The organism is Hymenobacter translucens (assembly GCF_020685205.1).
Classification (GTDB): domain Bacteria; phylum Bacteroidota; class Bacteroidia; order Cytophagales; family Hymenobacteraceae; genus Hymenobacter; species Hymenobacter translucens.
Genome location: NZ_JAJERB010000003.1, coordinates 590,753 through 611,955, shown reverse-complemented (window position 1 = coordinate 611,955; position 21,203 = coordinate 590,753). Strand labels below are relative to the sequence as shown.

The 21,203-nt window shown below is 61.7% G+C and carries 27 protein-coding genes; 12 read left to right on the top strand and 15 right to left on the bottom strand.

What is annotated here, in order from left to right:
* Positions 1 to 270 precede the first annotated feature (270 nt).
* The gene (locus tag LJY25_RS09725) at positions 271 to 600 is read right to left on the bottom strand and encodes a DUF3276 family protein (RefSeq protein ID WP_227608130.1); all 330 of its coding nucleotides are present in this window, start codon (positions 598 to 600) and stop codon (positions 271 to 273) included.
* Between the two features lie 310 nt (positions 601 to 910).
* Here LJY25_RS09725 and LJY25_RS09720 point away from each other — a divergent pair, with 310 nt between their 5' ends.
* The 3 genes from LJY25_RS09720 (at position 911) to LJY25_RS09710 (ending at position 2,370) form a co-directional block, all read left to right on the top strand.
* A complete protein-coding gene (locus LJY25_RS09720; protein ID WP_227608129.1) occupies positions 911 to 1,828 on the top strand; it encodes a DUF58 domain-containing protein in 918 nt (305 codons plus the stop codon).
* 5 nt (positions 1,829 to 1,833) lie between these two features.
* A complete protein-coding gene (locus tag LJY25_RS09715) occupies positions 1,834 to 2,085 on the top strand; it encodes a hypothetical protein (RefSeq protein ID WP_227608128.1) in 252 nt (83 codons plus the stop codon).
* 78 nt (positions 2,086 to 2,163) lie between these two features.
* The gene (locus tag LJY25_RS09710; RefSeq protein WP_227608127.1) at positions 2,164 to 2,370 is read left to right on the top strand and encodes a hypothetical protein; all 207 of its coding nucleotides are present in this window, start codon (positions 2,164 to 2,166) and stop codon (positions 2,368 to 2,370) included.
* A gap of 6 nt (positions 2,371 to 2,376) precedes the next feature.
* Here LJY25_RS09710 and LJY25_RS09705 read toward each other — a convergent pair whose 3' ends face one another.
* The gene (locus LJY25_RS09705; RefSeq protein WP_227608126.1) at positions 2,377 to 3,006 is read right to left on the bottom strand and encodes a DNA-3-methyladenine glycosylase family protein; all 630 of its coding nucleotides are present in this window, start codon (positions 3,004 to 3,006) and stop codon (positions 2,377 to 2,379) included.
* Positions 2,993 to 3,652, bottom strand: coding sequence for a metallophosphoesterase family protein (locus LJY25_RS09700; protein WP_227608125.1), 660 nt, complete (start codon positions 3,650 to 3,652; stop codon positions 2,993 to 2,995). The genes LJY25_RS09705 and LJY25_RS09700 overlap by 14 nt, the downstream gene beginning before the upstream one ends.
* Positions 3,653 to 3,835: 183 nt before the next feature.
* Between LJY25_RS09700 and nhaA the strand changes: the two genes are divergently transcribed.
* Positions 3,836 to 5,005 (top strand): Na+/H+ antiporter NhaA, encoded by a 1,170-nt coding sequence (nhaA, locus tag LJY25_RS09695; RefSeq protein WP_227608124.1) that lies wholly within the window; start codon positions 3,836 to 3,838, stop codon positions 5,003 to 5,005.
* 6 nt (positions 5,006 to 5,011) lie between these two features.
* Here the strand turns inward: nhaA and ltaE are convergent, their stop codons facing one another.
* Positions 5,012 to 6,046 carry a low-specificity L-threonine aldolase gene (gene ltaE, locus LJY25_RS09690; protein WP_227608123.1) on the bottom strand — a complete coding sequence of 345 codons (1,035 nt, stop codon included), beginning with the start codon at positions 6,044 to 6,046 and terminating at the stop codon, positions 5,012 to 5,014.
* A gap of 109 nt (positions 6,047 to 6,155) precedes the next feature.
* Between ltaE and LJY25_RS09685 the strand changes: the two genes are divergently transcribed.
* Positions 6,156 to 6,344, top strand: a complete 189-nt coding sequence (locus tag LJY25_RS09685) for a hypothetical protein (protein WP_227608122.1) — start codon at positions 6,156 to 6,158, stop codon at positions 6,342 to 6,344.
* Between the two features lie 105 nt (positions 6,345 to 6,449).
* Here LJY25_RS09685 and LJY25_RS09680 read toward each other — a convergent pair whose 3' ends face one another.
* Complete coding sequence (locus tag LJY25_RS09680) at positions 6,450 to 6,965, bottom strand: metallophosphoesterase family protein (protein ID WP_227608121.1); 516 nt, start codon at positions 6,963 to 6,965, stop codon at positions 6,450 to 6,452.
* A gap of 225 nt (positions 6,966 to 7,190) precedes the next feature.
* Here LJY25_RS09680 and LJY25_RS09675 point away from each other — a divergent pair, with 225 nt between their 5' ends.
* Positions 7,191 to 7,892 (top strand): NUDIX hydrolase, encoded by a 702-nt coding sequence (locus tag LJY25_RS09675; RefSeq protein ID WP_227608120.1) that lies wholly within the window; start codon positions 7,191 to 7,193, stop codon positions 7,890 to 7,892.
* Between the two features lie 66 nt (positions 7,893 to 7,958).
* Positions 7,959 to 8,438, top strand: a complete 480-nt coding sequence (locus LJY25_RS09670) for a hypothetical protein (RefSeq protein WP_227608119.1) — start codon at positions 7,959 to 7,961, stop codon at positions 8,436 to 8,438.
* Between the two features lie 3 nt (positions 8,439 to 8,441).
* Here LJY25_RS09670 and coaD read toward each other — a convergent pair whose 3' ends face one another.
* The 3 genes from coaD to LJY25_RS09655 all read right to left on the bottom strand — a co-directional run bounded on the left by coaD (position 8,442) and on the right by LJY25_RS09655 (position 10,663).
* Positions 8,442 to 8,912 carry a pantetheine-phosphate adenylyltransferase gene (coaD, locus tag LJY25_RS09665; RefSeq protein WP_227608118.1) on the bottom strand — a complete coding sequence of 157 codons (471 nt, stop codon included), beginning with the start codon at positions 8,910 to 8,912 and terminating at the stop codon, positions 8,442 to 8,444.
* 211 nt (positions 8,913 to 9,123) lie between these two features.
* Positions 9,124 to 10,017: a DUF3822 family protein gene (locus LJY25_RS09660; protein WP_227608117.1), complete on the bottom strand. Its 894-nt coding sequence runs from the start codon at positions 10,015 to 10,017 to the stop codon at positions 9,124 to 9,126.
* Between the two features lie 124 nt (positions 10,018 to 10,141).
* Positions 10,142 to 10,663 (bottom strand): NUDIX domain-containing protein, encoded by a 522-nt coding sequence (locus tag LJY25_RS09655; RefSeq protein WP_227608116.1) that lies wholly within the window; start codon positions 10,661 to 10,663, stop codon positions 10,142 to 10,144.
* Between the two features lie 178 nt (positions 10,664 to 10,841).
* On the opposite strand from LJY25_RS09655, the gene LJY25_RS09650 reads away from it, so the two are divergent.
* From LJY25_RS09650 to LJY25_RS09640, 3 genes are all read left to right on the top strand, one after another.
* A complete protein-coding gene (locus tag LJY25_RS09650) occupies positions 10,842 to 11,276 on the top strand; it encodes a PaaI family thioesterase (protein ID WP_227608115.1) in 435 nt (144 codons plus the stop codon).
* Between the two features lie 277 nt (positions 11,277 to 11,553).
* On the top strand, positions 11,554 to 12,981 hold the full coding sequence (locus LJY25_RS09645) for an ATP-dependent DNA helicase (RefSeq protein ID WP_227608114.1): 1,428 nt from the start codon (positions 11,554 to 11,556) through the stop codon (positions 12,979 to 12,981).
* Between the two features lie 172 nt (positions 12,982 to 13,153).
* Positions 13,154 to 13,684: a DUF1573 domain-containing protein gene (locus LJY25_RS09640; RefSeq protein WP_227608113.1), complete on the top strand. Its 531-nt coding sequence runs from the start codon at positions 13,154 to 13,156 to the stop codon at positions 13,682 to 13,684.
* 127 nt (positions 13,685 to 13,811) lie between these two features.
* Here LJY25_RS09640 and LJY25_RS09635 read toward each other — a convergent pair whose 3' ends face one another.
* The 5 genes from LJY25_RS09635 to LJY25_RS09615 all read right to left on the bottom strand — a co-directional run bounded on the left by LJY25_RS09635 (position 13,812) and on the right by LJY25_RS09615 (position 18,011).
* Positions 13,812 to 14,189 (bottom strand): DUF423 domain-containing protein, encoded by a 378-nt coding sequence (locus tag LJY25_RS09635; RefSeq protein ID WP_227608112.1) that lies wholly within the window; start codon positions 14,187 to 14,189, stop codon positions 13,812 to 13,814.
* A gap of 109 nt (positions 14,190 to 14,298) precedes the next feature.
* Entirely contained in the window at positions 14,299 to 14,982 is a 684-nt protein-coding gene (locus tag LJY25_RS09630) for a YggS family pyridoxal phosphate-dependent enzyme (RefSeq protein WP_227608111.1), read from the bottom strand.
* A 104-nt stretch (positions 14,983 to 15,086) separates the two neighbouring features.
* Positions 15,087 to 16,139 carry a vWA domain-containing protein gene (locus LJY25_RS09625; protein ID WP_227608110.1) on the bottom strand — a complete coding sequence of 351 codons (1,053 nt, stop codon included), beginning with the start codon at positions 16,137 to 16,139 and terminating at the stop codon, positions 15,087 to 15,089.
* 41 nt (positions 16,140 to 16,180) lie between these two features.
* Positions 16,181 to 17,107, bottom strand: coding sequence for a hypothetical protein (locus LJY25_RS09620; protein WP_227608109.1), 927 nt, complete (start codon positions 17,105 to 17,107; stop codon positions 16,181 to 16,183).
* Between the two features lies 1 nt (position 17,108).
* A complete protein-coding gene (locus tag LJY25_RS09615) occupies positions 17,109 to 18,011 on the bottom strand; it encodes a DUF58 domain-containing protein (RefSeq protein ID WP_227608108.1) in 903 nt (300 codons plus the stop codon).
* Positions 18,012 to 18,048: 37 nt separating this feature from the next.
* Here LJY25_RS09615 and LJY25_RS09610 point away from each other — a divergent pair, with 37 nt between their 5' ends.
* Entirely contained in the window at positions 18,049 to 18,414 is a 366-nt protein-coding gene (locus LJY25_RS09610) for a DUF4296 domain-containing protein (protein ID WP_227608107.1), read from the top strand.
* Positions 18,415 to 18,567: 153 nt separating this feature from the next.
* On the opposite strand, the gene LJY25_RS09605 is transcribed toward LJY25_RS09610, so the two are convergent.
* Both LJY25_RS09605 and LJY25_RS09600 read right to left on the bottom strand, forming a co-directional pair.
* Complete coding sequence (locus tag LJY25_RS09605; protein WP_227608106.1) at positions 18,568 to 19,215, bottom strand: class I SAM-dependent methyltransferase; 648 nt, start codon at positions 19,213 to 19,215, stop codon at positions 18,568 to 18,570.
* Between the two features lie 351 nt (positions 19,216 to 19,566).
* On the bottom strand, positions 19,567 to 20,055 hold the full coding sequence (locus tag LJY25_RS09600) for a hypothetical protein (protein ID WP_227608105.1): 489 nt from the start codon (positions 20,053 to 20,055) through the stop codon (positions 19,567 to 19,569).
* Positions 20,056 to 20,436: 381 nt separating this feature from the next.
* On the opposite strand from LJY25_RS09600, the gene LJY25_RS09595 reads away from it, so the two are divergent.
* On the top strand, positions 20,437 to 21,015 hold the full coding sequence (locus tag LJY25_RS09595; RefSeq protein ID WP_227608104.1) for a hypothetical protein: 579 nt from the start codon (positions 20,437 to 20,439) through the stop codon (positions 21,013 to 21,015).
* The last annotated feature ends 188 nt before the right edge of the window (positions 21,016 to 21,203 follow it).

Sequence of the window (21,203 nt, the reverse complement as noted above, 5' to 3'; positions counted from 1 at the left end):
TGCTGCTGTTTATTCAGTGTCATCCTGAGCCCTGCGAAACGAAGTTCGACGTAGCCAAGGCCCCTAGCACCGAGGAACGAGTCATTGTTACATCATCCGTCCTGGCGCCAGACGTTCAATCCCGATAAGGTCCTTCCTTCGTCAGGATGACATTGCTTTTATTGAGGCACTTGGTATAAGCAAAACAGCGCGCCCGGAATGGAAATCCGGGCGCGCTGCGCATGTCTGGTGCCGATGCGAAAGCAGCGTAAGCGTGCTTCAACAGGCAGGCTAGAACTTGTCTTCGCTGTTGTACGGTTCCTCGCTGTAGGTGCGGGGGCGGTCCAGCTCGGCTACTTCCTCGGGGGTGAGCAGCTCTTCCCGTACGTACTCCACCGCATCCTGCAGGGCATCCACGAACTTGAGGAAGTCTTCTTTGTAAAGGAAGATCTTGTGCTTCTCGTAGGAGAAGGTATCGTCGTCACGAACCTTGCGCTTACTCTCCGTGATGGTGAGGTAGTAGTCCTGCCCCCGGGTAGCCTTCACGTCGAAAAAGTACGTGCGCTTGCCGGCTTTAATGCGTTGGGAGTAAATTTCTTCCTGATCGTGACGGTCTTCCACGGTAAATTTTGTTATTCCGAGATGATTGAATTTCAGGCTAAAGTATAGCTATGCTACGGGATTTAAAAATTTGGCTGGCAAGATTTTCGGCCGCGCCGACGGTATCTTTGCCTGGTCTCCGTCCCGCCGGGGCAGGCCACCGGAACTAACCCGGTCCGGCTTCCTTTATCAGCCAGGGAATCTGGCCGGGCGGGGCTGCTTTCACCGGGCTGAACCGAAGGAAGTCCTCCCTGTTTGAATAACGGCTGTCCCTAACCGGGGCTGGCAGCGCCCATCACCGGTCCACCTTACTACTTCACCTCTTTTCCACATGGCTCAACCCCTGGACCTGGCGGCTGTTCGCTCGTTTGAAAACCTCGAATTCCTGGCCCGGCAGCTGGTCGAAGGCTTTATCACGGGCCTGCACCAGTCGCCCTACCATGGGTTTTCGGTGGAGTTCTCGGAGCACCGCCTCTACAACCCGGGCGAAAGCACGCGCCACCTCGACTGGAAAGTGCTGGCCCGCACCGACAAGCTGTTCGTGAAGCGCTACGAGGAGGAAACCAACCTGCGCTGCCACCTGCTGCTCGACGTGAGCCCGAGCATGTACTACCCCAAGCCCAGCCACGACAAGCTGCGGTTTGCCATTCTCTGCGCGGCGGCCCTCACGACCCTGCTGCAAAAGCAGCGCGACGCGGTGGGCCTCGTCACCTTTGCCGACACCGTGGAGCTGCAGACGCCGGTGCGCTCGACCACCTCGCACCGCCACACGCTGCTGCTTACCCTGCAGCAGCTGCTCGACCGCCCCGCCGCCGAGCGTCGCTCCACCGACGTGGCCGGGGTTATCCACCAGATTGCCCAGCAGATTCCCAAACGCTCCTTGGTTGTGCTGTTCAGCGACATGCTGGGCCGCTCGCCCGAGGAGCAGACTGCCGGCCTGCAGGCCCTGCAGCACCTGCGCCACCAGCAGCACGAGGTGCTGCTGCTGCACGTGATGGACCGCGCCACCGAGGCCGACTTCGACTTTGCCGAGCGCCCGTATCTGTTCGAGGACATCGAAACCGGCGAGGAAATCAAGCTGCAGCCCAACCAGGTGCGCGACGCCTACCGCACGGCCATGAAAGCATATGAGCAGGAGCTGGTGCTGCGCTGCGGGCAGTACAAGATTGACTTCGTGCCGGTCGACATCCGGGAGCCATTCGACAAGGTGCTGTACGCCTACCTCGTCAAGCGCGGCAAGGTCCGCTAGGTCGTATGTGGAACTGTCGCGTATGCGGGCTCGACTACGACGCCTCGCCCTGGGGCCCCGCCGAAAACGAGCCCGACCACAGCAGCTGCGAGTGCTGCGGGGCCGAGTTCGGCTACCACGATTATTCCGTGGAAGCCGCCCGGCAGTACCGCCAGCAGTGGCTGGCCGGCGGGGCCCGCTGGTACTATCCCCGGCTCCGGCCCGAGGGCTGGCAGCCCGAAGCACAGCTACGTCAGGTGCCGGAAGCGTACTGGTAGGCTAAGGCCGGCACCTTGTCGTAACAACGCTTCCGGCACCTGCTTTCTACTTTCTTTTCCTGTTCGAACCCACGCCGAATGCTAATTGACGCTCTGTTCTTCGTGTTCATCCTGTGTATTCCGTCGTCGCTGATTACGGCCTACATTGCGCATATGAACGACCGTTCCCTGTGGCGGTGGCTGCTGATCGGGTTTTGCCTGCCGTTTGTGGGCATTTTCGTGGCTATGATTGTCACGTACTTCGACCAGAAGCGGGCCGAGGCCAACGGCCAGGAGCCGGAATAGCCGGGGCTATTTGGTCGGCGTGTTGTCCAACGACTGCCACAGGTACTTGCTGGCCACGGTCCGGTAGGGACGCCAGGCTTCGGCCAGCTGGCTCATGCGGGAAAGCAGGGCTTTGCCGGTTTCGGTGAGGCCGTAATACCGCCGCATTGCGTTCTGAATGCCCAGGTCGCCTTCGGGAAAAACATCGGGCTGGTCGAGGGCGAACATCTGCAGCATCTGCGCCGTCCAGCGGCCCACGCCCTTGATGGCGGTGAGGTGGCGGGTAAGGGCATCTTCGTCGAGGCCGTTGATAAACGTGTAGTCGAGTTGCCCCCGCAAAGCGAAGTCGGCAATGGCGCGCAGGTAGCCCGCTTTCTGCCGCGAGATGCCGGCGGCCCGCAGCTCCTCATCCGACATAGCCAGCAGTGCGGCTGGCTCGGGGTAGCCGTCGGGTGGAAACAAAGCCTGCACCTTTTTCCAGATGGCGGCCGCGGCCTTTACCGAAATCTGCTGCCCCACGATGGCGGTGAGCAGGGCGTGGTAGACGTCTTCGTGGGCACTGGGCTTTAGCGGTCGCCCGTCCCGGATGATGGCGGCCAGCACGGGGTCCGCCTGGCTGAGGTGGCGCAGGGCGGGGGAGAGGTCAGGCTCGGGCACGGTCGATGGGGTGAGTGGGAATTGAAATCAGCTCCCGGATCATTCCGGTGGGCGAGAGGCGGGCGGCGGACAGGCAGCGGCCATACACGGCCCCGGTGTCGAGGTTTAGGGTGCGGGATTCCGGGTCGAAGGCCGGGCGGCCGTCGGGCGTGGGCGTGTGGCCGATTACCTGCACCTTGCCCACGTCGAGCAACGGGCCGCGCCGCCACAGGATTCCGTCGGGGTTGTCTTCGTCGAGCGGGTTGGGCGTATCGGCAAACCCGGCGTGGCTGACTATCACGTCGTCGTTTTCCCACACAAGAGGCCGTTCGGCCAGCCAGGTCAGGTGGTCGGGCAGCAGCTCGGGGTAGCTGCGGTACTGCCGGATCGTGTGCTGCCCGCCCCACAGGAGCCAGTTGGGGTAGGGGCCCTGGGGCCCGTAGTAGCGCAGCATCCCGACTTCGTGGTTGCCTTTCAGAAACACGACCTGTTCGCCGTGCCGGGCTTCGAGCTGCCTGGCCAGCGCCACCGTTTCGGGGGCAAAGTTGCCCCGATCCATCAGGTCGCCGACCTGCACCAGCCGCTCCTGATCAGGCCGCCAGTATGTCAGGAGCTCTTCCAGCGTGTGAAAGCAGCCGTGCACGTCACCAATAACAAACAGGTTCATGGGCCAAGGCGGGAATAAGCAAGTAAGCAGGGGAGATCCTGCCACTACGGGGCGGGCAAAGATGCGGAAAGCCGTCCGGACGGTATATACGAGGAAGTAGCCGTAAGCAGTGCTGCCGCCTTCCCCGCTGCTTCCGTAAAAACCAGCCAACTTTGGGCGGCAGAGACTTCCTGCCCCTTCCGAATGCCCTTACGTCAAATTATCCTGCCGATCCGCGAACTTTCCGAAAGCGGCAAGCTGTCGGGCCTGCTGCTGCTGCTGGCCACGGCAGTGTCGCTGCTGGTAAGCAACTCTGCCTGGGGCGGCTCTTACCTGCACTTCTGGGAAACCCACCTGGGCTGGGGCCCTCTGGAGAAAACCATGGCCCACTGGGTAGACGACGGACTGATGGTCGTGTTCTTCTTTCTGGTAGGACTGGAAATCAAGCGTGAGGTATTGTACGGCGAGCTGGCCGACGTGCGCCACGCCCTGCTGCCGGTACTGGCCGCGGTGGGCGGCGTAGCGGTGCCGGCCGGTATCTACCTGCTCTTCAATGCCGGTACGCCCACCAGCCACGGCTGGGCCACGCCCACTGCCACCGACATTGCCTTTTCCCTTGGAATTCTGTCTTTGCTCGGCGACAAAGTGCCGTTCGGCCTGCGGGTGTTTCTCACCGCCCTGGCCATCATCGATGACCTGCTGGCCGTGGTCATCATTGCCCTGTTCTACACCGCCGAGCTGCACACGAGCTACCTGCTGGGCGCCGCTGGAATATTCGGGGCGCTGGTCGTGCTGAACCGCCTGAAGGTAAGCTGGCTGCCGCTGTACTTTCTGCTGGGGCTGGGGCTGTGGTTCTGCGTGCTCAAATCCGGCGTGCATGCCACTATTGCCGGCGTGCTGCTGGCCCTCACCATACCGACTGCTTCGATCGAGCAGCTGGAAGGCGCGCTGCACAAGCCCATCAACTACCTGATTCTGCCGGTTTTCGCATTGGCCAACACCGCTATTGTGCTTTCCGCCGGCACCTTTGGGGAGCTGCTCAGCCCCCTGGGCATAGGCATCGGACTGGGGCTGCTGCTGGGCAAGCCGCTCGGCATCTTCGGGGCTACCTGGCTGGCGGTAAAGGCCGGCATTTCAACGCTGCCGGAACGGGTAACGTGGTTTAAGCTGCTGGGGCTGGGCTTTACGGCCGGCATCGGCTTTACCATGGCCATCTTCATTGCCAACCTTTCCTTCACCGAGCCCGCCCGCGTCGACCTGGCGAAGCTGGCGGTCATCATCGGCTCCCTGCTGGCGGCCTTGGTCGGGCTGCTGGTGCTGCATTTAGCCGACAAAGCCGACGAGCGCCCGGCACCCGTCGGCTCTGCTGACTAGAGGCACTTAGGCCGACAACGCCACCAACGCCTGCTGTACGCGCCCGATCATGGCATCGTCCACGTCGAGGTGCGTGACGAACCGGATCATCTGGGGGCCGAACGACGAGGCCCGGATGCCATGCTGACCAAGATGGTTCAGGAAGCTTTCAGGCTTTACCTCGTCGCGGAGGCGGAAGATGACCAGGTTGGTTTCCACCGGCAGCACCTCCGCCACGTACGACTGCTCCTGCAGCGTGGCGCCCAGCTCCCGGGCGTGGCGGTGGTCATCGGCCAGCCGGTCCACGTTGTGCTCCAGGGCGTAGAGGCCGGCGGCGGCCAGGATGCCGGCCTGGCGCATGCCCCCGCCCATCACCTTGCGGATGCGGCGGCACTTGTGCACAAAGGCCTTGCTGCCCAGCAGCACCGAGCCCACCGGCGTACCCAGCCCTTTGGAAAGGCACACCGAAATAGAGTCGAAGTACTGTCCGTAGTCCTCAGCCCGCTGCCCGGTGGCCACCAAAGCGTTGAAGATGCGGGCACCGTCGAGGTGCATGGCCAGCTTGCGGCGCCGCGCTACTTCGGCAATGGCGGCAATGGTTTCCATGGAGTAGCAGCTGCCGCCCCCACGGTTGCTGGTGTTTTCGAGGCACACCAGGTTGGAGGTCGGGTAGTGCACGTTGTCGTCGGGGCGGATGGCGGCTTCCACCTGGGCGGCTGTTACGCGGCCCCGGTCGCCGGGAATCAGGGCTACCGAGGCGCCCGAGTGGAAGGCAATGCCGCCCACTTCCCAGAGGTACACGTGCGCCGTCTGCTCACAGATAACCTCCGACAGGGGCTCGGTGTGGGCTTTGATGGCAATCTGGTTGGTCATGGTGCCGGACGGGCAGAACAGGCCGGCTTCCAGCCCGAAGCGGGCCGCGGCGGCGTCTTCCAGGGCCCGTACCGTCGGGTCTTCCTCGTACACGTCGTCGCCCACGGGGGCCCGCAGCATGGCGTCGAGCATGGCGGCGGAGGGGCGGGTAACGGTGTCGGAGCGCAGGTCAATTATCGGATCAGGCATCAGGTCAGGGGAGAAGGAATGAAAAGCTGTTTCTGGTTTCAAAAATAAGACTTACTTTTGCCGTTCCTTTTAGGAGAAGACAAAGAAAAAGACAATAACCGACCCGGATATGAGCGTCACCCGACTGAAGCGGAAGCACCGCAAGAACATTGCCCGCGCCAACAACAAGCAGCGCATCATCAAGCAACTGCTGCTGACCCCCGTTCTGAAGAACGTGGACATCGAAGAGTTGAAATCCCGCTTCAACGGCGGCACCGCTCCGGCTCCCAAGGCTGCGGCTACCGAAACCGCCGAGTAGCACCGCCGTACTGCCGGCCCCGGCGGGCGGTACAAGGCTCCGTCTTCAGCGTCGGTTGCTGCCAATACGAAAGAAAGCGTCGTTCCTGCGGGAAGGACGCTTTTTTTATTGTCCGCTGCCCGCCTCGGTGCGCGGCCCCAGCTCCACTACCTGCAGCCCCTGCACCTTACCCTGGGCAACCTCGAAGCGCAGCAGGGTGCGGGTGTTGTGAAAGCCGTGCCGGCCGGCGGCCCCAGGATTGAGGTGGAGCAGCCGCAGGCGCGGGTCGGGCATCACCTTCAGGATATGGGAGTGGCCGGAGATGAACAGACCGGGCCGCTCCTGCTGCAGCAGCGTCCGGGCCGCCGGGGAATAGCGCCCGGGGTAGCCGCCGATGTGGGTAATGAGGACTTTCAGCCCTTCCAGCTCAAACGACTGCACCAGGGGCTGGGTCAGGCGTACGTCGCGCCCGTCGATGTTGCCGTACACGCCCCGCAGCGGAGCCACCTCCGCCAGCTGCTCGGCCACGGCCGCCGTGCCGAAGTCGCCCGCGTGCCAGATTTCGTCGCAGCCGCGCAGGTGATGCAGGATGCGGCTGTCGAGGTAGCTGTGGGTGTCGGAAAGCAAACCGATTTTCTTCATAGGGCAAAGGTAGGGATGCCGGGCCCAGGCAGGGGTTTTCCGGGTCCGGCGCTTAGTTTGCGCACGGCTCAGCCGTAGTGCTGCCTCAACCGTACAACGGAACTGCCGCCAACTCGTATCTTGCCCGTCCGTTCCTGGGTTTTGCGCGGCGTTTCGATACGCTGCCATCCGGCCCGAAGTTCTGCTTTTGCCTTCTCTTTCATTTTTCCTTCAGATTGCCCTGCGATGAATGTTTTCATCAACGACATCCCGCTGATCATTAAAAAGACCAGCGACAAAGTGTCCAAGCACCGTTACGACCTGATCCTGAACGCCGACGACGAGTTTATCTCGAAGGACCTGGCCGGGGACGTGCTCGTGCGCGATGTCACCGACGTGTTCGTGGACCGGCTGCTGCGCCTGATGGAGGTGAAAAAGCTGAAAAAGCTGAAGTCCCTGACCATGCTGGCCCGCAAGAAGAGCCGTCTGATCCTGCACCTCAAAGATCAGTTCCGCATTGCCAAAGCCGCCGGCGGACTGGTGGTAAAGGATGGAATGCTGCTGATGATCTACCGGCTCGGTAAGTGGGACCTGCCCAAGGGTAAGCTGAAAAAGGACGAGGACCCGGCCCAGGGTGCCCTGCGCGAGGTGGAGGAGGAGTGTAACATCAAGGTGGAGCTGGGCGAGAAACTGCCCAGCACCTGGCACTCGTATGCGTACAACGGCAACAAAATCCTGAAAAAAACGAATTGGTACATCATGCAGTGCCTCGACGACTCGCTTATGAAGCCCCAGGCGGAAGAGTACATCGAAGAGGTCCGGTGGATGACGCCCCAGGAAGCGCTGAACGTGCTGCCCGAGGCGTATGCCTCGATTGAGCTGGTGGTCCGCCATTACCTGGGCGAAACCGCCGGTACTTCCACCTCGAAGCAGTCTTCCGCCAAATAGGTGGTCTGCCCGTCGCGGCCGCTTTCGTTTCTACCCTTGCTTAGTAGTTCACCCTAGTTGTTGCGTATGCGCTCCTTCCGTCCCTTTCCTTTCCTGTTGCTCCTGGGCCTGGCTGCCTGCACCGGTACGCAGAATGCTTCTGAAAACCGCGACCCGATGGCCCAGCAGCCCACGGTCATCAATCCGAGCCCCATCGACATGCCGGCCCTGGTAGGCCGCAATATCGACCAGCTGCGCCGCTCCCTGGGAGCTCCGCTCGAAACCAAGGACGAAGCCATTGGCCTCGAACCGACGGCTGAGCAGATGAAAACCACCAAAGGCGAAGACTGGATCAACACGTTCGAGAAGAACGGCTCCACGCTGGTGGTCACCTTCAATGCCCGCACCCGCAAGGTGCTGGACGTGGTGCTGGTCGGCTCCGACGAAGACGAGCTGATGCGCCGGGGCAACCTGAGCCTGACGGCCCCCAACTACATTGTGCTACCCGTTTCGGACCCCAAGAACACCCAAAAGCTGGTGGGCGTGCGCATCGTGTCGCGCCGCTAGCCGCTACTGGATCGGGGGCGGAACCGGCAGCGGAAACGGCACGAAGTCGTCGACGTTGCCCCCGAACCGGTGAATTTCCCGGATGATGGTGGAGCTGATGGCTGCCAGGGCCGGGGCCGTGATCAAAAAGACGGTTTCCAGCCCCGGGTTCACGTGCCGGTTGGCCTGGGCAATGGTATTCTCGTACTCGAAGTCGGTGGTGTTGCGCAGTCCGCGCAGCAGAAACTGGGCGCCTACCTGCCGGGCAAAGTCCGCAGTAAGGCCCTTGTAGGTCTGTACCGATACCCGGGGCTCGTCTTCAAACAGCCGGGCAATCTGGCTTTGCATCTGCTCCACGGGCAGGTAGCGCTGCTTGCTGCTGTTGTTGCCGATGGCAATGATAACCTCGTCAAACAGCACTGCCCCGCGCCGCACCACGTCGAGGTGGCCGTTGGTGAAGGGGTCAAACGAGCCGGGAAAGAGGGCAATGCGCATCCTGGTTTGTGTACTGAGGTGGGAAATAGGCTGATGCCGGTACAGGCGCTGCCTGTCGCCCGGGACCGAGCGCAAAGAAAGCACTGATAAACGGAAAAGCCCCGGCGTAGCACTACGTGGGGCTTTTGAGTATAAAAGGCTTGCCTTTTCGCGCCGGCCCACGCCGCTGGCGGGGTCTTTCGTTAGAAGCCCATCTGCCCCTGGGAGAAGCCTACTCGCAGAGGTGGAGGCTGTAAAGCTCGAAGTAGCGGTATTCAAACACCTCGTTGAGCCGGTAGCTGTAGGTGAGGTCGAACGGGCGCATACCGAAGCGCACGTTGCGGATGTACTTGCGCAGAATCGTGAACAGCTCGGAGTCGTGGGTCAGGTCGCCCCACACGACCAGCGCATCCTGGTCGGGGTTGAGCTGTAGCTCCTGCATGGCCAGGATGGTGTAGTAGATCAGATCTTCAGGCGTGCTGAACGAGAAGACGTTGCAGAACTCGGGGCGCTTATGATGCACCGCCACCAAAGTCATTTCCTGCTGCCCGATGCTCAGGTAGAGGTGGCGGGGCACAGCCTGCTCGCTCTGGTGCACGGCGCCTTCCAGCAGGGCGCTGGTCTGGTGCAGCACCCGGCCGGTGGGGTAGGCCCGCTGAAACCAGCGCACCAGCTCCCGGTCGGCGGCAAACACGCTCACGATATCCTGGCTCCGGTGGCTGTGGTGCAGCACTTTCTCCTGCTCCGGATTGGGCGCGTAGTGCAGGCTCAGGTAGCGGGCTTCGTCGCCGGCGCGGAAAAGGGGCGCCGGCAGCAGCGTAAAGGCCCGGTTCTGCACCGCCAGCAGCACCCGGTTCCAGCCCGAGAGGCCCAGCAGGTCGTGCTGACTCCGCAGCGCCGCCAGCTGCGCGGCCAGGGGCTGGTCGGATGTCAGAACGTAGTCTTCGAGCAGCACGAACTTGTTGCGCTTGATATCCGCCAGCCCCACCCGGATACCGGCCGGGCCGGTCGTCAGGTACAGGTTGTAAGTCGCCGGATTGGCCGGGTCCAGCGTTTCGTCGCGCAGACGGGTCAGGGCAGCGGGTAGGGACGTGGCCGAAACCACAGCGGAAGCAGATGAAGACACGAACGAATCAGTAGGGGCGCGAAAACTCGTCGTTAAAGGTAGCAGTCAGTTGTCAGTTGTTCGTTGTCAGGTATCAGTGAAAATTCTTCTGACAACCGATAACGAACAACTGATAACTAAAAACCTACTTCTGGAACTGTAGGTGGGGAATGTAGACGTCGTCGGGGCTGATAATGTGACGCAGCACCGGGTGCAGCTGCTCGGGGTGCATGGCCCCGAACTGCCGGGGCGTCATGAAGGCCAGGCGGGTCAGCAGCTGGGCATCCACGGCGTGCTCGGGGTCGAGGCCCCGGCGCGGGCGGGCGGTGGCGTCCGTCGCCGTCACCTCGAAAAACAGCTCCAGGGCCTGCAGGTCGTCGCGCTTAAACTCGTGCAGGTGCAGAAAGCGCCCCACCTTGACGTCCAGCCCGGTTTCTTCCCGGAACTCCCGGGTCAGGCACTGCTGCACGGTTTCGCCAAACTCCCAGCCTCCGCCGGGCGGGGACCAGAACACCGAGCCGTCGGCCAGCAGCCCCCGGTGGGCAGCGAGGAGCAGCGCGCCCTCCTGCACCAGCAGCCCACAGACACGGACGCGGACCCGGTTGGCGTACGCGGCCAGCAGCGAAGCCGGGTCGGGGAGGTCAGGAAGCTCGGGGGAGTCAGGCATAAAACTAGCAGTACGCTTCAGCAACCGGGAAGGCCGGTTTTTAGTTGGCGCAGCCGGGGTCGGGGCCGCAAAGGAAAAACAAAGCACCCAACAAACAAGCCTTGCTCCACCGTCATTTTACTGGTTAACGACCCGAATTCCGGGTTGGTATGGCAAGGGGGCGCCGTACCTTTGGGCAATGACAACTCCCGACCAAGCCGCCCCCGACGCCGAACTCGTCGCCCGCATCCGCCGCAAGCTTACCCGTCAGCACTTCATGCACCTGATTGGCGCCGACCTCACCGTTATCGAGCCCGGCCGGGTGGAGGCCGAGCTGGCTTTGGCCCAGCAGCACCAGCAGCAGCGCGGTTTTGCCCACGGCGGCCTCGTCGCTACCATGGCCGACCTCGTGGCCGGTTTTGCGGGCGTCACCCTGATTCCCGACGACCATGGCATGGTGACGGCGGAGCTGAAGGTGTCGTACCTGAACCCCGGCGTAGGTCAGAAGATTGTGGCCAAAGGCTGGGTGCTCAAAGCCGGCCGCCGCCTGCATTTCTGCGAAGCCGAAGTCTGGTGCGACGACAAGCTCATTGCCAAAGCCACCGCGACGATGGCCGTGATTGAGCCGCAGTAAACTGACTTTAGCACATCATGCTGAGCTTGCCGAGTAACCGGAGGTCAGCGCAGCTAAGCTTGTGTGCTGACGTCGTGAAAAAGGATGTTATGCTGAGCGGAGCAAAGCGAAGTCGAAGCATCTCTACCGCTTCGTTGATTTACTAATGCTCGGAATGACCGGCTTTTTGGAAACTGAGCATAGACGTACGCTGTTCCGGTAGCAAGTTCATCGGTTAGTCAATACGTCTTTTTATTTCTTATACTACCCAACGTTCCTTCGCCCAATTTCCCGCTGAATGCTTTCCATTCGTACCAATTCCGTCCGCGACTATTTCCCCTACGAGCCTACCCAGGACCAGGCGGAGCTGTTCGGGCGGCTTGATGAGTTTCTGCGCGATGAGCTGCCGGGCCGCAAGGTGTTTGTGCTGCGCGGCTACGCCGGTACCGGTAAGACGACCGTCGTCAGCGCCCTGGTGCAGTGGCTGCACCGGATGCAACGCAAGTACACGCTGATGGCGCCCACCGGCCGGGCCGCCAAGGTGATGAGCACCTACTCGGGCGTGGCCGCCAGCACCATTCACAAGAAGATCTACCGGCAGACCTCGGGCTCCCCGTCGGAGAAGCTGTCCTTTCAGCGCCAGCCCAACCGTACGGCCGACATGCTTTACATCGTGGACGAGGCCTCGATGATTTCCGACGAAAAGGCCTTTGGCGAAAACGGCCTGCTCGACGACCTGATGGGCTACGTGTTTGAGAAGCCCACCAACCGCCTGCTCCTCATCGGCGACACGGCCCAGCTGCCGCCCGTGGGCCAGCTGCTCAGCCCCGCCCTCGACCCGGCCCAGCTGGCCCACCGCTTTCGCGCCAAGGTGGATGGGGTGGAGCTGCGCCAGGTGATGCGCCAGGCAGAGGAGTCGGGTATTCTGGTAAATGCCACCATTCTGCGCGAGGAGCTGCGCGAAGAGCAGCCCCACATCCAGTTTCACACCAAGGGCTACCCCGACATCTTCCGGATGAACGGCGACAAGCTCGAGGACGGCCTGCGCTGGGCGTACCGCAACTACGGGCACGAGAACACCACCATCATCTGCCGATCCAACAAAAACGCCAACCTCTACAACCAGATGATCCGGCGGACTTTGTTTGACGCGGAAGAGGAAATCGAGTCGGGCGACTACCTGATGGTGGTGCGCAACAACTACTTCTGGCTGCCCAAGGACTCGGAAATGGGCTTTCTGGCCAACGGCGACTTTGTGCAGATCAGCAAGATCGTGCGGCGGCAGGAGCTGTTCGGCTTCCGCTTCGCCGACGCCCGCATCCGCTTCGTGGACTACCCCGACGAGGAGGAAATCGAGATTAAGCTCCTGCTCGACACCCTGCACACCGAAAGCCCCGCCCTGCCGGCCGACCGCAGCAACGCGCTCTACCAGGCCGTGCTGGGAGACTACGCCCACCTGCCCACCAAGCGGGAGAAAAGCGCAGCCCTGCGCAAGGACCCGTTTCTGAACGCCCTGCAGGTGAAGTTTGCCTATGCCCTGACCTGCCACAAAGCCCAGGGTGGGCAGTGGCAGGCGGTGTTCGTGGACCACGGCTTTCTCAAGGAGGACATGGTGAACGCCGAGTTTGCCCGCTGGCTGTATACCGCCGTGACCCGCGCGGCCGAGCGGCTGTTCCTGCTAAACTTCAACCAGAAGCTGCTGGCCGACGCGGCCGAGCCCACTTAGCCCGTATCTTACCAGCCGCTGGGAATTCCGTAGTCGGGTAGGGGCCGCAGAGCCGGGCTTTGCCCGCGCTTTATTCCGCTTTGCCCCGGCGCCGGCAAAACTGGCCGTACATTTGCCAGGCCCGCTAAAACCTGTATTTTTGTTAACCCCAACCTTTTAACACCCTCCATCCATGAAAAAAGCACTTATTCTGGCCCTGATGCTCTCGACGGCCGGCTTCTCTGCTCAGGCTCAGTCAACGGCTGCCAAGCCTGCTACCGCGCAGGATAAAGTAGCTGGTCCGCAGATCCAGATTGACGAGATGAAGTACAACTTCGGCTCGATCAAGACCGGTGACATCGTGGAGCACACCTTCAAGTTCAAGAACGTGGGCACCCAGCCCCTGATTATCTCCAACATCGGCGTTAGCTGCGGCTGCACGGTGCCGGACTGGACCCGTGACCCGGTTATGCCCGGCAAGACCGGCACCATCTCGGCCAAGTTCAATAGCTCGGGTAAAATGGGTATGCAAAGCAAAGTCCTGACCATCGAGTCGAACTCCATGAGCGGCAACGCCATGGTAGAGCTGGTGGGCGACGTAACCGCCGCTACCACGACCGCCACGGCCTCGGACGTGAAGGGTGCCGAAGCCACCGAGAAGGAAACCAAGGTGAAAGCCAAAGCCGGCGAAACCAAGGTGAAGATGAAGCGCAAGGCTTCCTAGTCAGCTCTCCACTAAGCCAATAAAAAAAGCGGCCCGTCGTGCACGGGTCGCTTTTTTTATTGGGCCGATACGGGGCTTACTCTCGGCTGCCTGGTCAGGCTGCCGCAGTTAAGCACGAGGAGCTAAACTACAGCTGCCGGGCGGCCAGGAGCACACAGATCCAGCCGCCAATCAGGAGCAGCCCCCCGATGGGCGCCACGGCCCCGAGCTTGGTAATGCCGGTAAAGCATAGCAGGTAGAGCGAGCCGCTGAACAGCAGTACCCCGCCCAGCCAGCACCACGCTGCCCCGCCCAGGGTGCGCAGCTCGGGCCGCAGCAGGTACAGAATACCAATGGCCAGCAAAGCCAGGGCGTGGTAGAACTGGTAGCGCACCGCGGTTTCGAATGTTTCGAAGCGGCCCGAGGCTTCCAGCATCTTGCGCAGGCCGTGGGCGCCGAAAGCCCCGATGCCCACGCCCAGGCCCCCGAGCAGAGCAGCCAGCTGAATGATAAGTCGAGCGGTCATTTGTTGATTGTTGAAAGTTGATTGTTAAAAGCTGACTGTTGAATGGGTGTTGTTGAAATCGGGTCCGGGCGAGACTGAATAGCAATCAGCTCTTAGCTACCAACAATCATCAATCAACCTTCCCGTAGTTCCGGGCGCCAAAAATAGCGCTGCCGACCCGGATCAGCGTACTGCCTTCGGCCAGGGCCAGGCGGTAGTCGGCACTCATGCCCATGGACAACTCCCTAAACGCGGGCTCATCGGCGAAGTAGCGGGCCTTTAGTTTCTCGAAGATGCCGCGCAACTCCCGGAACTCCCGTTGCACCTGCGCCGCGTCGTCGGTGTTGGTGGCAATGCCCATAATGCCGGTCAGCTGCACGTGGCGGGCGTTGCGAAAAGCCTCCGAGCCGAGCAGCTCCTCTGCGTCGGCCAGGCTCAGGCCCGACTTGGTTTCTTCCCGGGCGACGTGAAACTGCAGCAGCCCCCGAACAACGCGGCTGTGCCTGGCCGCCTGCTTGTCAATCTCCAGCAGCAGGCGCAGGGAGTCGATGCTTTGAATGGTGTGCACGAAGGGCGCCACGTACTTCACCTTGTTGGTTTGCAGGTGCCCGATCAGGTGCCACTCTACGTCGGCGGGCAGCTCGGGCTGCTTGGCTACCATTTCCTGCACCTTGTTTTCCCCGAACAGCCGGGCGCCCGCCTCATACGCTTCGCGCAGCCGCTCCACGGGGTGGGTTTTGGTGACGACGACCAGCCGGGCCGGGGTGCCGTGCAGCTCATTCTGGAAAAAGCGGAGGTTATCGGCAATGGACATTTTAGGGAATGTGCTAATGAGTATCGGGAGAAATGCGCGGAAGAAGGGGGAATGTGGCCGGGGGCAGGAATCAGCCTGTCAACCACGTTCCGCATCGTGAAAAGCTAATCTTCCAGCGCGTTGGTGAGGAACGTGTTTTTAAGCGCCAGCCACAGCAGCCACAGGCCCACGCACCACCACAGGTAAACCCGGTAGTAGTCCCGGGTGTTGCGAAAACGGGTCTGCTTGATTTCGGATTTCTCGTACCGGTCGATGCGGCGGAACACCCGCTGCAGCGCGCCGTTGTCGGTAGCCCGGAAAAACTGGCCTTCGCCCACCTGGGCCAGCTGCCGCATGGTGGTTTCGTCGAGCTCGGTTTCCACAAAGCGGGGCCGGCCCTGCTCGTCGGTGCCGTAGGGCACGATGCCGTCCTTGCCCAGCCCGATGGTGTAGAGCTTGAGCCCGTAGGCGTGGGCCAGCTGGGCAGCGGTAAGCGGGTCGAGGGAGCCAGCCGTGTTTTCCCCGTCCGACAGCAGGATGCAGACCTTGGTCCGGCTCGGGGACTCCCGCAGGCGGTTGGTGGCCACGCCCAGCGCCGTGCCGATAGCGGTGCCGTCATTGGGAATCATGCCCAGCTTCAGCCGGCTCAGCTCCTGGCGCAGCAGCTCGTAGTCCGTGGTAAGGGGAATCACGGAGTAGGCGTCGCCGGCAAACACGACCAGGCCGATCCGGTCACCCACCCGGCCCTGGATAAAGTCGTGGGCCACGCGCTTAGCGGCCTCCAAGCGGTTGGGCCGCAAATCCTGCAGCTCCATCGAGCCCGACACGTCAATGACCAGCAGAATATCGATGCCCTCAGTGTTCTGCACCACCCGCTCGTCGGTGCGCTGGGGGCGGGCCAGCGCGACCACCCCAAACGCCAAACTCAGGCCCAGCACCAGGTTGGGCACGAAGCGCAGCAGGGCGGTCCAGTCGCGCCGGACCTGTCCGGGCACGAAGGCCACGCCCAGCCGCACCCGCCGCCGACTGGCCAGCAGCCAGCGCAGGCCAAACAAAAGCGGAATCAGCGGAATCAGCAGCAGCAGGCGCGGGTGCTCCCAGCTGTAGCTTGTCAGCGTGGCGTAGCGCAGCCCTTCCACAAGCGGGGCCAGAAACCGGAGCCAGAGCTGTTCAAGCATGCAGGGAAGGGAAAAATAGAAAGGCCGGCTTTCACCAACGGTTATTGCTGAAACGATGCCGTGACCAGAGCGTAGCGCCGCTCGGCGAAGGTACGCAGCCGGGCGAAGGCATCATCGGTTTCCACCTCGTCGTCGGTGAACTGGTTGCCGTAAATCACCCGGTCGGCCACCCGCAGCGCCAGGCTCACGTCCAGGTCGTTCTGGTAGTGCGCCACAATTTCCTTGGTCGTGAGGCTGTTGATGGCGTTGTCTTCGAGGCCGGTGAGGTAGTTTTTCCAGAGGGTAATGGCCCGCTCCATGTTGCTGAGCGAGCGGGACAAGGTGAACCGCTCAATGTGGCGGGCATACTGGGCCAGGAAGTACACGTGGTTTTTGCGCAGCTTGTAAAGCTGGTAGCGCTGCCGCAGCCGGCGGCCGAAGCCCAAAGCCAGCCCCGCTACCAGCAGCACCAGCAGGCCCGCCGCCGCCAGCCAGTAGGGGTAGTTGAACTGCTGCTCAACCGGCAGGGGCGCGGTGCTCTGCTGCAGGGCCGGCGGACCGTCGGGTAGGGTGAGGGGTGCGGTAGCCAGCAGCTGCAGCCGGGCGGGCTCGGCAGGAGCTACCGTGAGCGTATCCGTGCCCTGCAGCAGCGTTACCGGCAGGCGTAGCTGCTGCACCGAGTCGAGGGCAAAGGTGCGCAGGTAGTACACAGTCTGATCCAGGCTCACGCCCTTGCGCGTGCGGGTGGGGCGGGCCGTCTTGCGCACAAACTCAAACGGCCTGAACTCGGCGGAAGAGTCGGGAAAGATTATTTCCAGGTCGGGGCGGTGGCGGTAGGTCAGCTCGTAGCCCACCACGTCGCCGACCCGGGCCGTGGGCTGCAGAAACCGGCCCTGGGGCAGCTCCGTGGGCAGCTGGGCCACGACCGGCCCGGCGCCGAGCAGCAAACCAAGGCCGGCCAGCAGCCGGAAGTTGCGCGGTGCCCTCATGCTACGCCCGCCCTCCCCGCTGATTACGGCGCCGGAACAGGTGCACCAGCTGGCCCACGTAGTCGGCCTGCGTCGTGATGGAGAGGAACTCGGTGCGGTGGCGGCGGCAGATCTGCCCGATCTGGTCCCGGTTCTGGGCAAAGCTGGCCTGGTAGCGGTTCCGGAAAGCCTCCGACGAGGTGTTCACCCACACGGTGCGGCCGGTTTCCTGGTCGAGCAGCGGAATGATGCCCAGGGGCGGAAACTCCTTTTCCAGCTTGTCGAGCAACTGCACCACCACCAGATCGTGCTTGCGGGCCAGCATCGTCAGCTCGCGCTCAAAGCCCGTGTCGATAAAGTCGGAAAGCAGCAGCACGATGGTGCGGCGCTTGAGCATGCCCAGGGCCTGCTTGATGCCCGCGCCCACGGCCGTGCTCTGGGCCTTGGGCTCCAGCTCAAACAACCGCTTGATGAGGGTGTAGGCGTGACGAATACCCTTGCCCGGGGCCACGTACAGCTCTTTCTGGTTGGAAAACGCCAAGATGCCGAGCTGGGCTTCCTGCCGGGCAGCGGCCAGAGCCAGAATCCCGCAGATTTCCCGACCCACGTCGATTTTGCGCCGCCCCTCGGCCCCCACGCGCTGGGAGCCGCTCACGTCGAGCAGCAATAAAACCTGCTGCTCGCGTTCTTCCTTGTAGGTTTTGACAAACGTGCCGTGGCCCTTGCTCGATACGGCCCAGTCGATGGCCCGCACCTCGTCGCCATACTGGTAAAGGCGCACGTCGTCGAATTCCAGGCCGGTGCCCTTGAACACCGAGCCGAAGTTGCCCTGCAGCTCAGCGTCGACGGCCTTGAGGATGCGAATCTCAATCTGCCGAAGCTTGCGCACGAGCTGCTGAAACGGGGTGGCCGCGGGCGTATTCATAAAAGCTAAACTACTCGTTCCTGTTAACTTTACCACCGTGAAAACTCTCCCCACCCGCTTGGTGCTGCTGCTTAGCCTGTTGCTGACCCAGTGCCAGCGTCCCGAGGAAGCCCAGGCCCCGGATCAGCTGCTGACCAAGGAGCGGATGGTGCAGCTTCTGATCCAGGTGCACCTGAACGAAGCCCGCGTGGAAGCCTCCCGCCTGTCGGCCGACTCGTCCCGGGCCCTTTACAACAAGCTGCACCAGGAGCTGCTCTGGAACAAGGAAGTCACCGACTCGGTGTTTCGGGCCAGCTACCACTACTACGCCGTGCACGGCAAGGACCTGGAGGAAATCTACACCACGGTGGTCGACAGCCTGGCCATGCGGGAAGTGAAGATGACCGGCCAGCCCAAGCCCTGACATCGGCAGAACTGGCGCTCCTTGGCCTTGCGGCGTCGCAAACAACCGTTTGCGTGAAATGCGTGCAGCCGGAAGTCCTTCGTCTGCGCTAACCCAGCGCTGAGGAAACTAGCAGGTCCGGGACCCGTAACCGGCAGCGCAGATGGCTCTGAATTATCTCTCCGGCTGGTTAGCGGCTTCCAGTTGACGCTGGAATGAGCAGAACAGGAAATTCTGCACCGTGTTAAAAGGGGTACAGTGGTCCTCGGTCAGGCACCGAAGCTTGGCAAAGCCCCGGCGAAGTTGGCTGCTCAGCGTCAGCTCGCTGTACTGGCGCACTTCCAGACCACTGCATTTCGTGGGCCCATTCTCGGAGAAAGTACCGATGGTCAGGTACCCATTGGCGCGCACCGAGCGGCGGGCCAGGGCAAGGTAGGCGCGGATCTGGGCTGTGGTCGTCATAAAATGGAACGCTGCGCGGTCGTGCCAGACATCATAGGTCGTTTCCGGACGGAAGGTGAGCACATCAGCAACTATCCATTGTACCCGGTCAGCCAGGTTTCCCAGGCGCTGCTTCGCCCGGTTTAGCGCATGTTCGGAAATGTCAAGTACGGTGACATTCCCGTACCCTTCACCAACCAGAAAATCGACCAGGTGACTGTCCCCGCCCCCGATGTCGATGATGCGGGCCTGCTTATCCAGGCCAAAGGAGCGAAGGAAGTCCAAAGAGGTTTTGGGCACTGGCTGGGTCCAGCTGACTTCGTCGGGCTGCTTGGTAGCGTAAATACTTTCCCAATGGTGACGGGCCGATTCGGTAGACATAGCAGTGGTGAATGAGTCAGCAGGCAAGGTAGCAATTGTCTTCTGTTACCCGGGTGCTCATTTGCTGCGAGCCGCATGCCGCCATCCTCTGCTCGCTTATCTGCTGTGTGCCTTTTTAAACCAGAACAGGTGCTGCTTAGCAGGGGTACGACCAGTGTATAACAGATGGCAACACTGCGACGTTAGGTAGTTCACGAAACTCATCCCTCCTGGGGTTTATTGAACTTTGATTTCGTGAACGAGTTTTTTGAACTCAAACTGAACCGTAGCGGGCCTGCAGCAGCCTAGTGGATGCTCATCGGCGGCAGTTCACTCAAACGAGCCAATAATTGAACACGTAGTTGAGTTGGCTTAATAAGCCCGTACCTGCCGGGTATCGAGCGATACCACATAATTGCGGATGTCGACTTTGCACGCCTCGCAAAAGATGAGTACCACGTCGCACCGCAGGGCGTGGTCATAGTGCTTCATAAAACGTTTGGCGGGGCCTCGTCGAATCAAATGAACTAGCACTTGCCGGCTACCGTCCGAGCCGATGAAGCCCCAGTATTGCCGGTCGAATTGGTACAGCTCCAGCCGATTGCGAGCGAACGACCGGCTGGGTTGGGTAGGCAGTCCCGCCAACAAGAAGGAATCGGCGCGGGTGGCCTCGGCAAGGGTCAAGGCAAGGTATTGCTTGGGCAGAGGCAGAAATTCTGGGTTGGGAGGCTGCGCGAAGATGACGCCCGTGCCCCCAAAATAGGCTTTGTTACGAAAGCTGAGCGCGTGGCAGTCTGGTGGCGTTACCTGCCCCAAAGCCCCCGAAAGAGCGATTCCAACAAGCAAGGTGGCGAAGGGCATGGAGTACAGAATAGTAGAGAGTGACAAAGCACGGAAGAATGACGGTAGCCCGCTTCAGTGTTCAGGCAAACGGTGGTTGCTTAAACGCACTACGTTAAGGGAAAACGCTCCTATTGCTCTCGCAATACTATTGGGCCAGACTGGTCGTTCCCTGTCCTTTTACACCCGCTTACTTAATGAGTAACTACCAGAATGAGTAACTACCAGAAAAAAATGAGTATTGCGGCCACGGTGCTCCTGGTGGCAGGATCGTGCTCCGCCCAATCGGTTAGTCCTGCTTTCCTAAAGACCGGTTTGCCGCCCCGGGGCTTGGCCTTTGGCGTATCCGCAGTCAGTAATATCAATTTTTCAGTCCAGGCAGAACCGGCTCAGGGGGCATGGATGCTAAAGAATAGCGTAGCCTTTCCCACTGGCGAGCTGGTTGCATCCTTCACATGGCCACGCGGGTGGCGCCTGGAAAGCGGGCTGGGGCTGGGGAGCGTAGCCGCCGTGACCATCGACGCGCGTGAGCAAACCGGTCAAGGAGCCACCGTCTCGTTTGGCACTGCCCAGGTGCCGCTGCGCCTGTACCGGTACCTGCCCCTGGGCTCGGCCAGCCGCCTGAGCATCGGTCCCCACGTGGGGGTGCAAGTAGTTTCGCTCTCAATGGGCGAAAAAACAACGGAGCGTCACCCCATCTACTTCGGCAAACCCGAGTATGGCTCCCAGAGCAGGCGCTTTAGCTCCGTGCAGGAGCACACGCTTACCTACCAGGCCGGGGCTAGCCTCAACTACGTGGCGCCCAAAATCGAACTGAACCTATTTGTGCGCTACACGAATTCTTTCGGTAACCCGGTCGTGGCCGAGGGCCGGTGGGATTACGATCTGCAGGGCGCGGAGCAGCTGCCGCTCGTGTCAACGAGTCGCCTGGAGAGCGTCGCGGTGGGGATGGTCATACGGCGCACATTTTACTCCCGGTAGTGGACACACAGCGGGGTGATGGACGTGGTGACCTTCTGTTGTTTCATAGCCCGCGTCCAGGGTGCTTGCATCTGCGTTGACCACGATGTGGACAGCCTCTGGCGGGTTAGGCAGGAGATAGGCAGCACAAGCGCGGAGCAGTGAGAGCACATCGTCAGGGGAGTATGCAGTCACGCCAAGGTGGCGCG